Annotated in this window: 11 protein-coding genes and 1 tRNA gene; 8 read left to right on the top strand and 4 right to left on the bottom strand. The window is 75.0% G+C overall.

The window, feature by feature from the left end:
* Positions 1-25 precede the first annotated feature (25 nt).
* The 4 genes from ACI792_RS01445 (at position 26) to ACI792_RS01430 (ending at position 4,088) form a co-directional block, all read left to right on the top strand.
* Positions 26-865, top strand: coding sequence for a hypothetical protein (locus tag ACI792_RS01445; protein ID WP_456601005.1), 840 nt, complete (start codon positions 26-28; stop codon positions 863-865).
* A gap of 346 nt (positions 866-1,211) precedes the next feature.
* Positions 1,212-2,303, top strand: a complete 1,092-nt coding sequence (locus ACI792_RS01440) for a ubiquitin-like domain-containing protein (protein WP_456601004.1) — start codon at positions 1,212-1,214, stop codon at positions 2,301-2,303.
* A 142-nt stretch (positions 2,304-2,445) separates the two neighbouring features.
* On the top strand, positions 2,446-3,174 hold the full coding sequence (gene rsmA, locus ACI792_RS01435) for a 16S rRNA (adenine(1518)-N(6)/adenine(1519)-N(6))-dimethyltransferase RsmA (protein WP_456601003.1): 729 nt from the start codon (positions 2,446-2,448) through the stop codon (positions 3,172-3,174).
* Positions 3,171-4,088 (top strand): 4-(cytidine 5'-diphospho)-2-C-methyl-D-erythritol kinase, encoded by a 918-nt coding sequence (locus ACI792_RS01430; protein WP_456601002.1) that lies wholly within the window; start codon positions 3,171-3,173, stop codon positions 4,086-4,088. Before rsmA ends, ACI792_RS01430 begins: the two co-directional genes overlap by 4 nt.
* A 37-nt stretch (positions 4,089-4,125) precedes the next feature.
* Here ACI792_RS01430 and ACI792_RS01425 read toward each other — a convergent pair whose 3' ends face one another.
* Positions 4,126-5,118 carry an acyl-CoA desaturase gene (locus ACI792_RS01425; RefSeq protein WP_456601001.1) on the bottom strand — a complete coding sequence of 331 codons (993 nt, stop codon included), beginning with the start codon at positions 5,116-5,118 and terminating at the stop codon, positions 4,126-4,128.
* A gap of 205 nt (positions 5,119-5,323) precedes the next feature.
* Between ACI792_RS01425 and ACI792_RS01420 the strand changes: the two genes are divergently transcribed.
* The 4 genes from ACI792_RS01420 to cysC all read left to right on the top strand — a co-directional run bounded on the left by ACI792_RS01420 (position 5,324) and on the right by cysC (position 9,030).
* A tRNA-Gln gene (locus ACI792_RS01420) sits at positions 5,324-5,396 on the top strand.
* A 31-nt stretch (positions 5,397-5,427) separates the two neighbouring features.
* Positions 5,428-6,936, top strand: coding sequence for a bifunctional UDP-N-acetylglucosamine diphosphorylase/glucosamine-1-phosphate N-acetyltransferase GlmU (gene glmU, locus ACI792_RS01415; RefSeq protein ID WP_456601000.1), 1,509 nt, complete (start codon positions 5,428-5,430; stop codon positions 6,934-6,936).
* Positions 6,937-6,949: 13 nt separating this feature from the next.
* Entirely contained in the window at positions 6,950-7,930 is a 981-nt protein-coding gene (locus ACI792_RS01410) for a ribose-phosphate diphosphokinase (protein WP_456600999.1), read from the top strand.
* Positions 7,931-7,992: 62 nt separating this feature from the next.
* Positions 7,993-9,030 carry an adenylyl-sulfate kinase gene (gene cysC, locus ACI792_RS01405; protein ID WP_456600998.1) on the top strand — a complete coding sequence of 346 codons (1,038 nt, stop codon included), beginning with the start codon at positions 7,993-7,995 and terminating at the stop codon, positions 9,028-9,030.
* 31 nt (positions 9,031-9,061) lie between these two features.
* On the opposite strand, the gene ACI792_RS01400 is transcribed toward cysC, so the two are convergent.
* From ACI792_RS01400 to ACI792_RS01390, 3 genes are read right to left on the bottom strand one after another with little or no spacing between them, the layout of a single operon-like run.
* Positions 9,062-10,303 carry a sulfate adenylyltransferase subunit 1 gene (locus ACI792_RS01400; RefSeq protein WP_456600997.1) on the bottom strand — a complete coding sequence of 414 codons (1,242 nt, stop codon included), beginning with the start codon at positions 10,301-10,303 and terminating at the stop codon, positions 9,062-9,064.
* Positions 10,303-11,214 (bottom strand): sulfate adenylyltransferase subunit CysD, encoded by a 912-nt coding sequence (gene cysD / locus ACI792_RS01395; protein ID WP_456600996.1) that lies wholly within the window; start codon positions 11,212-11,214, stop codon positions 10,303-10,305. The genes ACI792_RS01400 and cysD overlap by 1 nt, the downstream gene beginning before the upstream one ends.
* Positions 11,211-11,987, bottom strand: a complete 777-nt coding sequence (locus ACI792_RS01390) for a 3'(2'),5'-bisphosphate nucleotidase CysQ (protein ID WP_456600995.1) — start codon at positions 11,985-11,987, stop codon at positions 11,211-11,213. Before ACI792_RS01390 ends, cysD begins: the two co-directional genes overlap by 4 nt.
* Between the last annotated feature and the right edge of the window lie 102 nt (positions 11,988-12,089).

Raw genomic sequence — 12,089 nt, 5'->3', positions numbered from 1 at the left:
GGCATTCCGGGGGACACTGGCACTCGTGGGTCGTCTCATCGCCGTCGTGGTGTTCATCGCCGTGCTGGTGCCCGGTGTGCTGCTGGCTCGCGCATGGGCGCTGGCGAGCGGGCGTCGCGCCGTCGCCGGAGGCGCCGTCGAGCTGGCCGACCCCAGCCGGGAGGGGACGGCGACGCTGCAGCGCCAGGCGGCGCACGGTCGCCGCTGGCGGTGGCTGGGCCTGCTCCTGGGCATCGCCGGGGTGGTGGCGAGCGTCGTCGTGCTCGCCGAGGCGTCGGTCTTCCTGTGGGTGCCGATCCTCGTCGTCGGCTCGCTGGCGGGCGTCCTGCTCGCCGAGGCGACCCGGCCGCGACCGCGCTGGCAGCTGAGCGCGCCGCCGCGCCGCCCGCGCCAGGGGGAGCAGATCTCGGCCTGGCTGCTGTGGACGATGCGCGTGGTGGTCGCCGCGGAGCTGTTCCTCGCCGGCTGGTCGTGGTCCACGGGGGACCTCGGCGGTCCGGTGGCCTGGGCCCTGGTGGCGGTGCCGGCGGCGGCCTGGCTGCTGGCCGAGGCCGCGCTGCTGCGGGCCCTGCTCCGGCCGATGCCGGCCGACGGGGCCGACGTGCCGGTCGACGAGGCGCTGCGCACCTGGACGGCGCACCTGGTGGTCGCCGCCGCGAGCGTGAGCGCGCTGCTGCCGCTCGGCGCCCTCCTGCTGCGGGTGGGGCTCGACCTGGGCGACGAGGTCGGCGAGGGGTTCGACGTGCTGCCGGTCGCCTTCGTCGCCGGAGGGTTCTCCGCGCTGGCCGCGGGGGTCGCGGTGGCCGTGTTCCTCTGGAGCTGGCTGCGGCCCGTGCCCTCGAGCGCGCCCGCGCTGGCCGGCTGAGCACCCCGCCGTTCCCCCGGACGGGAGTCTCCACCCCGTGGGGTTGGTCACCCGTCGCCGTCCGGAGGGGCGGCCCAGCCGGCGTCCCGTCGCGGCGTGGCGATGACTCCGCGTGTCGGCGAGTCGACACAGCGGAGCAGGTGGCCTCTGCTTCACTCCTCGTGCACCAGAGCCATCCGAAGAGTGTTCGTTATCGTGTCGTGACCGACAGCCGGGGTGGAGCGACGACCCGGGCGGCGCCGCACCGGGGCAACCCGGCAGCTGCCGTTCGAGCCGCCGACGCGACCGGGCCGCTCCGGCGGTCCCGACGCTCTCCTGCCCGGGTTCTGTGACCCCTGGAAGTGTCGTGCGCCGCTCCCTGCAGTTCAGCCTCTTCGCCCTCGTCCTCCTCGGACTGGTGGGCGGGACGCTGGCCTTCTTCCTCGCCCAGAAGTCCGTCACGCTGACCGTGGACGGGCAGAGCCGGGACGTCGGCACCTACGCCGGCACCGTGGCCGAGGTGCTCGAGGAGGAGGGGCTCTCCCTCGCGGCGCACGACGTCGTGCTGCCCGCCGCCGACCAGGTGGTGGCCGACGGCGACACCGTCGTCCTCAACCGGGCGCGGCCGATCGAGCTCACGGTGGACGGCGTCTCCCGCGAGGTGCTCGTGACCGCCCTGTCGGTCCAGGAGGCGCTCGACCAGCTCGGCTTCCGCACCGACGGCCTGGTGGTCTCCGCCAGCCGCAGCGAGCGCCTTCCGCTGGAGGGGATGCGGCTGAGCATCACCACGCCCAAGGAGGTCGTGCTCGTCGCCGACGGCCAGGAGCGGGTGGTCACCACCACCGCCGCCACGGCCGGTGACCTGCTCGCCGAGCAGGGCATCGCCCTCAGCGGGACCGACCGCACCAGCCTGCGGCTGTCCCAGGCGCTGCTGAACCGGATGCGCCTGCAGGTGTACCGGGTGCAGGTCTCCGAGATCAGCGAGACCACCCCGGTGGCCCACGGGCGCGTGGAGACCCAGGACGCCGAGGCCTTCCAGGGCGAGGAGACGGTGACCGTCCCGGGCGTCGACGGGGAGCAGGTGACCACCTACCGGGTGACCGTCGTCGACGGTGCCGAGACCAGCCGCGAGACGCTGTCGAGCAGCGTCACCCGCCAGCCGGTCGACGAGCAGGTCGCGGTCGGCACCAAGACCCGCCCGACCAACCGCCCGGCCGCGGACGGCCTCAACTGGGCCGCGCTCGCCGGGTGCGAGTCCGGCGGCCGCCCGGACGCGGTGAGCTCGACGGGCAAGTACCGGGGCATGTACCAGTTCTCGCAGGCCACCTGGAACTCGGTCGGCGGCACCGGCGACCCCGCCGCCGCCTCGGCCGACGAGCAGACCTACCGCGCGCAGCTGCTGTACCAGCGCTCCGGCGCCGGCCAGTGGCCGCACTGCGGGCCCCGCCTGTTCAGCTGATCCGCTGACCACCGCACCGGAGCCGACCGACGGGCTGCTGGGGCCGGCCGCGATCCGCGACCTGGCCCAGCAGCTCGACCTGCGTCCCACCAAGACGCTCGGCCAGAACTTCCTCCACGACGCGAACACCATCCGGCGGATCGTGCGCACCGCCGACCTGCGGCCCGACGACGTCGTGCTCGAGGTGGGGCCCGGGCTGGGCTCGCTCACCCTCGGGCTGCTGCCCTCCGCCGCGCACGTGACGGCGGTGGAGATCGACCCGCGGCTGGCCGAGCTGCTGCCCGGCACCGTCGCCGCCCGCCGGCCCGACCTCGCCGACCGGCTCACCGTGGTGCGCGACGACGCGCTCCGGATCCGCGAGCTGCCCGGCCACCCGCCCACCGCGCTGGTGGCCAACCTGCCCTACAACATCGCCGTCCCGGTGCTGCTGCACCTCCTCGAGCTGCTACCCACGCTCGACCGGGCGCTGGTGCTCGTGCAGGCCGAGGTCGCCGAGCGGCTGGCCGCCGCGCCGGGGACGCCGGCCTACGGCGTCCCGTCGGTCAAGGCCGCCTGGTACGGCGAGGTGCGCCGGGCGGGCAACGTGGGGCGGCGGGTCTTCTGGCCCGAGCCGAACGTCGACTCCGGCCTGGTCGCCCTCGTCCGCCGTCCGCCGCCGCCGGGGGACCGGGTGGCGACCTTCGCCGCCGTCGACGCGGCCTTCGGCATGCGCCGCAAGGGCCTGCGCGCGGCGCTGGCGCGCTGGGCGGGGAGCCCGGCCGCGGCCGAGCAGCGCCTGCGGGCGGCCGGCATCGAGCCCACGGCCCGCGGCGAGCAGCTCTCCGTCACCGACTTCGCCCGCCTGGCCGCCACCGAGGCGGTGCAGCCGTGAGCGCCGTGGTCGTCCGGGCGCCGGCGAAGGTCAACGTGCACCTCGGCGTCGGCCCGCTGCGCGAGGACGGTTTCCACGCGCTGCACACCGTCTACCTCGCGGTGTCGCTGCACGACACGGTCACGGCACGGCCGGGTGAGGGGCTCTCGCTGCGGCTGAGCGGCGAGGGCGCCGACGGCCCCGGGCTGGTGCCCGCCGACCGCACCAACCTCGTCTGGCGGGCGGCGGAGCTGCTCGCCGCGCACGCGGGGGTCCGCGCCGACGCCGACCTGGAGGTGGTCAAGGGCATCCCGGTCGCCGCCGGGCTGGCCGGGGGGAGCGCCGACGCCGCGGCGACGCTGGTCGCGCTGGACGCCCTCTGGGGGACCCGGGCCGGCCGGGAGGAGCTCCTCGGGCTCGCCGCCCGGCTCGGCAGCGACGTGCCGTTCGGCCTCGTCGGCGGGGTGGCTCTCGGCACCGGCCGGGGGGAGCAGGTCTCCCCGGTGCTCGCCGCCGGGCGGTGGCACTGGGTGCTCGGCATCGCCGGGGAGGGGCTCTCGACGCCGGCGGTCTACGGGGAGCTCGACCGCATGCGCGCCGACGGCCGGGCGCCGGACGTGACCGAGCCGACGCAGGCCGGGCCTGTGCTCGCCGCGCTGCGCTCGGGCTCGGTCGACGAGCTCGCCGGGGCGCTGGCCAACGACCTGCAGCCGGCCGCCCTGGCCCTCCGGCCGGAGCTGCGCCGGGCGCTGCGCGCCGCCGAGGACGCCGGCGCCCGCGCCGCGCTGGTCAGCGGCTCGGGGCCCACGGTGGCCGCGCTGGCGGACGACGAGCGGTCCGCCGTCCGCCTCGCCGCCGAGCTGGCCGGCGTCGGGGTCTTCCGCACCGTCCGGGCCGTCAGCGGCCCCGTCCCGGGGGCCCGGCCCGTCGGCTGACCGGCGCGGACCGGGCGGGGCGCTCAGGCAGCGGTGGTCAGGCGGCGGTGGTCGCCGGCACGCGGCGCTTGGCGGCGAGCCGCACCGGGTCGGGCCACTTGACGTTCCAGGCCCAGCCGAGCTTCTCGAACGCCCAGATCACCCGGGCGCTGATGTCGATCTGCCCGCGCAGCACGCCGTGCCGGGCGCAGGTCGGGTCGGCGTGGTGCAGGTTGTGCCACGACTCGCCGGCGCTGAGGACCGCCAGCGGCCAGAAGTTGGTCGCCCGGTCACGGCCGGGGGAGACGAACGGGCGGTCGCCCACCACGTGGCAGACCGAGTTGATCGACCAGGTCACGTGGTGCAGCAGCGCGATGCGCACCAGTCCCGCCCAGAAGAAGGCGGTCCACGCGCCGGCCCAGGTGCCGGTGACCAGGCCGCCGATGAGCGCGGGCAGGAACACGCTGACCGCGGCCCACACCACGAACAGCCGACCGGTGGTGACCAGGGCGGAGTCCTTGAGCAGGTCGGGCGCGTAGCGCTCGGCGTTCGTCTTGCGCCGCTCGAACAGCCAGCCCAGGTGGGCGTGGAACATGCCCTTCAGCAGCGCGCCGGCGCCCGTGCCGTAGCGCCACGGCGAGTGCGGGTCGCCCTCGCGGTCGGAGAACGCGTGGTGGCGCCGGTGGTCGGCCACCCACTGGATGACCGGCCCCTGGATCGCCATGGAGCCGGCGACGGCCAGCCCCAGCCGCAGCGGCCGCTTCGCCTTGAACGAGCCGTGGGTGAAGTAGCGGTGGTAGCCCACCGTCACACCCAGCAGGGTGAAGAAGTAGAAGCCGACCGCCAGCCCCACATCCAGCCAGGAGAGCCCCCAGCCCCACACCGCCGGCACGACCGCGGCCAGAGCGAGGAAGGGCACCACCACGAAGACGTACAGGGTGACGATCTCCAGGACGCTCTTGCGCCGCCCGATCGCGTTCTCCGGGAGCCCGGCGTGCGGGTCCGCGGGGCGCGGGGGAGCCATGGGCCGGGTGCGGGCAGGAGCGGACAAGGGGCCTCCGAGGCGACCGAGGGGGGTGTTGGCCGGTGCGCGCGGCCCGGCTACGTGGCCGTAACGTACGCCACCGTGGGGGACCCGGCGACCGGACCGCGGGGCGACCGCGGCCCCGCGCGCGTGCTCCCGGCACCGGCGGGGCCCTAGGCTCGCCGTCGGGCGCCCTCCGCCGGCGCCTCCCGGGCCCGCACCGGCCCGGGGATGGGGGATGGGGTAATCGGCAGCCCGCCGGCCTTTGGAGCCGGGAAGTCTCGGTTCGAGTCCGAGTCCCCCAGCGCAACCCGCCGACGCCTCCCGAGGAGTTCCGTGACCCACCCGCAGCCGGTTCCCGCCCCCGATGCGCCGACGGTGGCCGCCGTCGTGGTCCTGGCCGCCGGGCAGGGCACCCGGATGCGCTCGTCCACCCCCAAGGTGCTGCACCCGCTCGGCGGCCGCAGCATGCTCGGGCACGTGCTCGCCGCGGCCGCGCCGCTCTCGGCGGGCCGGACGGTGGTCGTCGTCGGCTCGGGCCGGGAGCAGGTGGAGGCCCACCTCGCGGAGATCGCGCCCGACGCCCGGGCGGTCGTGCAGGAGGAGCAGCTCGGCTCGGGCCACGCGGCAGGTGTGGCGCTCGCCGCCGTCCCGGACCTCGAGGGCTCCGTCCTCGTCGTCAACGGGGACTCGCCCCTGCTGACCAGCCGGACGCTCAGCGGGCTGGTGGCGGCCCACGACGCCGCCGGGAGCGTCTTCACCGTCCTCACCGCCGAGGTCGAGGACCCGACCGGTCTGGGCCGGATCGTCCGCGACGACCGCGGGACCCCGCAGGCCATCGTCGAGGAGCGCGACGCGACCGACGAGCAGCGCGCCATCCGGGAGGTCAACGCCGGCGTCTACGTCGCGGACGCCGCCACGCTGCGCCGGGTCCTGGCCGGCCTCGGGACGTCGAACGCGCAGGGCGAGCAGTACCTGACCGACGCGCTCGCGCCGCTCGTCGCCGGCGGGGCCCCCACGGCCGCCGTCCGGGCCGAGGACCCCGACGACGTCCTCGGCTGCAACGACCGCGTGGAGCTCGCCGCCCGCCGCCGCACCCTCAACGACCGCCTGCTCGAGGAGCTCATGCGCAGCGGTGTCACCGTCGTCGACCCGCTCACCACGTGGGTCGACGTCACCGCGACCGTCGGCCGGGACGCGGTCCTGGAGCCCGGCACCCACCTCCGCGGGGTGACCTCCGTGGGTGATGCTGCCCACGTCGGCCCGGACACCACCCTGGAGGACACCGAGGTCGGCGAGGGCGCCACCGTGGTGCGGGCGCACGCGGTCGGGGCGCGGATCGGCGCGCGGGTCTCGGTGGGTCCGTTCGCCTACCTGCGCCCGGGCACCGACCTCGGCGCCGGGGCGAAGGTCGGCACGTTCGTCGAGACCAAGAACGCGCAGGTGGGGGAGGGGGCGAAGATCCCGCACCTCTCCTACGTGGGCGACGCGACGATCGGCCGCGGCACCAACATCGGGGCGGCCACGGTCTTCGTGAACTACGACGGCGTGGCCAAGCACCGCACCACCATCGGGGAGCACGCGCGCACCGGTGCCGACAACATGTTCGTGGCGCCGGTCACGGTGGGGGACGGCGCCTACACCGCCGCGGGGTCGGTCATCACCTCCGACGTCCCCCCGGGGGCGATGGCCGTCGCTCGGGCACCCCAGCGGAATGTGGCAGGCTGGGTGCGTCGCCGACGGTCCGGAACGCCCGCTGCGGAGGCCGCGGCAGCGGCCGAGGGCCGGACCGAGGCACCCGGGACGGACCCGTCCGAGTCCTCCCGTGCGGCCCACGACAGCTAGGGACAGCGAGCCGATGAGTGCGATCCGGCAGACGACGAACAAGAGCATGATGCTCTTCTCCGGCCGGGCCTACCCCGCGCTGGCCGACGAGATCGCCGGTCACCTCGGGGTCACCCCGACGCCCACCGCCGCCTACGAGTTCGCCAACGGCGAGCTGTTCGTGCGGTTCGAGGAGTCGGTGCGCGGCTGCGACGCCTTCGTGGTGCAGAGCCACACCGCGCCGATCAACACCTGGCTCATGGAGCAGCTGATCATGGTCGACGCGCTCAAGCGCGCCTCGGCCAAGCGGATCACCGTCGTCGCGCCCTTCTTCCCCTACGCCCGGCAGGACAAGAAGCACCGCGGCCGCGAGCCGATCTCGGCCCGCCTGGTCGCCGACATGTTCAAGACCGCGGGCGCCGACCGGCTGATGACCGTCGACCTGCACACCGCCCAGATCCAGGGCTTCTTCGACGGCCCGGTCGACCACCTCTTCGCCCTCGACCTGCTGGTCAAGCACGTCTGCCAGCGCTGGGGCGACCGCGACATCACCGTCGTCTCGCCCGACTCCGGCCGGGTCCGCGTCTCCGAGCGGTGGAGCGACAAGCTCGGCGGCACCCCGCTGGCCTTCATCCACAAGACCCGCGACCCGATGGTGGCCAACGAGGTCGTCGCCAACCGCGTCGTCGGCGAGGTCGAGGGCCGGGTCTGCATCCTGGTCGACGACATGATCGACACCGGTGGCACGATCGTGAAGGCCGCCGAGACCCTCTTCGACGCCGGGGCGGCGGACGTCATCGTCACGGCCACGCACGGCGTGCTGTCCGGAGCCGCCGTCGAGCGGCTGTCCAACAGCAAGATCAGCGAGGTCATCGTGACCAACACGCTGCCCATCGAGCCGGCCCGCCAGTTCGACAAGCTCACCGTCCTCTCGATCGCCCCGCTGCTCGCGCGGGCCATCAAGGAGGTCTTCGAGGACGGCTCGGTCACCAGCCTCTTCGACGGCGCCAGCTGAGCTCATCCCGCCGGGGGAGCGGCCGGGTGGTCCCCGGCCGGTCCCCTGGGAGGATGGCCGGCGTGCCCGCTCGCGCCCGACTCACCGACGCCCAGGTGGCCGCCGTGGCCCGCTACCACTTCGGCCTGGGCGCCGCGGTGCCCGACCTGCCGCCCGGGGACGCCTTCGAGGACGCCCAGGGCGTGCCGGTCGCCGTCCGCGAGGGCGACGGGCTGGCGGTGGCGGAGATCCCGCGCTGGCGCTCGCCCGCGGCGGTGGCCCGGCGGCTGACCGACCTCGGCTGGGTGGCGCCGGCCGCCTGGGTCGGCCGGCCCCCGGCCGACCCCGCGGAGCTGCCCGACCGCGTCCTCGCGCTGCTGCCGGTGGCCGGTGCGCCGGCGGACTCCGTCTCGGTCTCCACCGGCGCCGCCGCCTGGGCGGGCGTGCGCGCGACCGGCCGCGAGGTCGAGCTGGTGCTGGTACCGGTCACCGCCGCCCACCCGGAGCTGCCCTGGGGCGAGCTGGCCGCCCGGTACGGCGCGACGCTGCTCGGGGAGCGGGCCGACCCCGAGCCCGCCCGGACGGGTGGCACGGTGCTGTTCTTCACGGGGCTGTCGGGTGCGGGGAAGTCGACGATCGCCGGGCGCGTGGTCGAGCTGCTGCTCGAGTCCGGTTCGGCGGTCACCCTGCTGGACGGCGACGAGGTGCGCCACCACCTGTCGGCGGGGCTCGGCTTCTCGCAGCAGGACCGGGACACCAACGTCCGGCGGATCGGCTGGGTGGCCGCGCAGATCGCCAAGCACGGCGGGATCGCCGTCTGCGCGCCGATCGCCCCGTACGCGGCGGTGCGCGCCGACGTCCGGCGGGAGGTGGAGGCGCAGGCAGGGCGGGGCAGCTTCGTGCTGGTGCACGTCGCCACGCCGCTCGCCGAGTGCGAGGCCCGGGACCGCAAGGGTCTGTACGCGAAGGCGCGCCGCGGCGAGATCCCGGCGTTCACCGGGATCAGCGATCCCTACGAGGCGCCCACCGACGCGGAGGTCACCGTCCACACCAGCGGCACGGACGTCGAGGCGTGCGCCCGCCTGGTGCTCTCGGCGATGGAGGGCGCTCGACGGTCGTAGCGCTCAGCAGGCGCTCCTCGCGCGGGAGGGGTTACAGCACCATCCCCGCGCCGACCGTCGCGTTGCTGCCCTCGTCCACGAGGATGAAGCTCCCCGTCGTCCGGTTGACCCGGTAGGGGTCGGTGAACAGCGGCGCGGTGACCCGCAGCCGCAGCCGGCCGATCTCGTTGAGGGCCAGCGTCGCGGCGCCCTCGTCGCGGTGCAGCGAGTTGACGTCCAGCCGGTAGCGCAGGTCCTTCACCAGAGCGCGGGCCGACCGCGTCGTGTGCTTGACCGCGTACTTCCCGCCCGGCCGCATCGGTTCCTCGTGCAGCCAGCAGACCATCGCCTCGACGTCCTGGGAGACGGCGGGCTGGTTGTGGGGCCGGCAGATCATGTCACCGCGGGAGACGTCGATCTCGTCCTCGAGCCGGATCGTCACCGACATCGGCGGGAAGGCCTCGGCGACGGGTCCGTCCCTGGTCTCGATGGCGGCGATCCGCGACGGCAGCCCCGAGGGCAGCACGACGACGTCGTCACCGGGCTTGAAGATGCCGCCGGCCACCTGGCCGGCGTAGCCCCGGTAGTCGGGGTGCTCGGCGGAGAACGGGCGGATGACGTACTGCACCGGGAACCGGGCGTCGATCAGGTTCCGGTCGGAGGCGATGTGCAGCTCCTCCAGGTGGTGCAGCAGCGAGGTGCCCTCGTACCAGGGCATGTTCGCCGACCGGGTGACGACGTTGTCGCCGGCCAGCGCCGACACGGGGATGACCGTCAGGTCGCCCACGTCGAGCTTCGCGGCGAAGGTGCGGAACTCGTCGGCGATCGCGTCGAAGACGCCACGGTCGTAGTCGACGAGGTCCATCTTGTTGACGCACAGCACCAGGTGCGGCACCCGCAGCAGGCTGGCCAGGAACGCGTGCCGGCGGCTCTGCTCGAGCAGGCCCTTGCGGGCGTCGACCAGGATCAGCGCCGCGTTGGCCGTCGACGCACCGGTCACCATGTTGCGGGTGTACTGGATGTGCCCGGGGGTGTCGGCGACGACGAACTTCCGCTTGGGAGTCGCGAAGTAGCGGTAGGCCACGTCGATGGTGATGCCCTGCTCCCGCTCGGCCCGCAGACCGTCGGTGAGCAGCGCCAGGTTGGTGTACTCGTCACCGCGCGCGGCGCTGGTGCGCTCCACCGCCTCCAGCTGATCGCTGAAGATGGACTTGGTGTCGTACAGCAGCCGACCGATGAGCGTCGACTTGCCGTCGTCCACCGAGCCGGCCGTGGCGACCCGCAGCATCTCCATCAGAAGTACCCCTCGCGCTTGCGGTCTTCCATCGCGGCCTCGCTGGCCCGGTCGTCGGCGCGCGTCGCCCCCCGCTCGGTGACCCGGGTGGCGGCCACCTCCTCGACGATGTCCTCGACGGTGCGCGCCGCGGACGCCACGGCGCCGGTGCAGGTGACGTCCCCGACGGTGCGGTAGCGCACCGTCGCCTCGAAGACGTCCTCGCCCTCCGCCGGGGTCACGTGCTCGTTCGGCCACAGCAGCATGCCGTCGCGGAGGAACAGCTCGCGGCGGTGGGCGAAGTAGATCGACGGGAGCTCGATGCCCTCCCTGCCGATGTACTGCCAGATGTCGAGCTCGGTCCAGTTCGACAGCGGGAACACCCGGATGTGCTCACCGCGGTGGTGGCGGCCGTTGTAGAGCGACCACAGCTCCGGCCGCTGGTTCTTCGGGTCCCACTGCCCGAACTCGTCGCGGAAGGAGAACACCCTCTCCTTGGCGCGGGCCTTCTCCTCGTCGCGGCGGGCGCCGCCGAAGGCGGCGTCGAATCCGTGTCGCTCGATCGCGTGGAGCAGGGTCACCGTCTGCAGCGGGTTGCGGCTGGCCCGGGGGCCCCTCTGCTCCCGCACCCGACCGGCGTCGATCGACTCCTGCACCGAGGCGACGACGAGGTGGACGCCGGCCTCGGCGACCCGGCGGTCGCGGTGCTCGATGACCTCGGGGAAGTTGTGCCCGGTGTCGACGTGCATCACCGGGAAGGGGATGCGGGCCGGCCAGAACGCCTTCTCGGCCAGGTGCAGCATGACGATCGAGTCCTTGCCGCCGGAGAACAGCAGCACGGGGCGCTCGAACTCGGCGGCGACCTCCCGGAGGACGTGCACCGCCTCGGCCTCGAGCGCGTCGAGGTGACCCAGCTCGTAGCGCGTGGTCATGCCCGCTCCCCCTCGGCGGTGCGGGCCGGGCCCAGGTCCGCCAGGGCGCCGAGCAGCCGCTCGGTCAGCTCCGGGCGGCAGACCACCAGGTCCGGCAGGTAGGGGTCGGCCTGGTTGTAGGCCAGCGGCGAGCCGTCGAGCCGGCTCGTGTGCGCACCGGCGGCGCGGGCGACGGCGACCGGCGCCGCGGAGTCCCACTCGTACTGGCCGCCGCCGTGCACGTAGGCGTCGGCCCGACCGCGCACCACCGCCATCGCCTTGACCCCGGCCGAGCCCATGGGCACCAGCTCGGCCCCGAGCGCGGCCGCCAGCTCCTGCACGAGCGCCGGCGGGCGGCTGCGGCTGACGGCCAGTCGCACCGGCCCCTCGGCGCGCGCCGGCAGCGTCGCGGGCGCGACCGTGCCGAGCGTGACGCCCTCGGCCGGCAGGGCGACCGCGCCGGCCACCAGCTCGCCGCGCTCCCAGAGCGCCACGTGCACCGCCCAGTCGGCGCGGTCCAGCTCGGCGAACTCCCGGGTGCCGTCCAGCGGGTCGACGATCCAGACCCGCTCGGCGCCCGCCCGCGCGGGGTCGTCCGCGCCCTCCTCGGAGAGCACCGCATCCCTCGGGCGCGTCGCCCCCAGCCGGGTCACCAGGTGCGCGTGGGCGGCGGCGTCGCCGGCGTCCTTGAGCGCCTCCGTGCCGGGGTGGGAGCCGGCCCGGACGCGGAGGAGCACCTCGCCGGCCGAGGTGGCCAGGGCGTGTGCGAGGGCGTGGTCGGATTCTGAGTGCATGTCTCCTCCGTTCACCGGCGGTCTCCCGATACTGGGCGCTCGGTCGCCACGGCAGCACCTGCCCTCATCCCTCCGGGGCAGGCGCCGCCACGCCACCGCGCT

The sequence above is a fragment of the Blastococcus sp. SYSU DS0669 genome, assembly GCF_054050895.1.
Note: the sequence above shows the minus strand (reverse complement) of the source record. Positions and strands in the feature narration are given on the sequence as shown.

What these genes read in the sequence shown, in the direction of transcription:
- ACI792_RS01410 (WP_456600999.1), top strand. Translation starts at nt 6,950, where the DNA reads ATGAGTGCGATCCGGCAGACGACGAACAAGAGCATGATGCTCTTCTCC.
- ACI792_RS01400 (WP_456600997.1), bottom strand. Translation starts at nt 10,303, where the DNA reads ATGGAGATGCTGCGGGTCGCCACGGCCGGCTCGGTGGACGACGGCAAG.
- cysD (WP_456600996.1), bottom strand. Translation starts at nt 11,214, where the DNA reads ATGACCACGCGCTACGAGCTGGGTCACCTCGACGCGCTCGAGGCCGAG.
- ACI792_RS01390 (WP_456600995.1), bottom strand. Translation starts at nt 11,987, where the DNA reads ATGCACTCAGAATCCGACCACGCCCTCGCACACGCCCTGGCCACCTCG.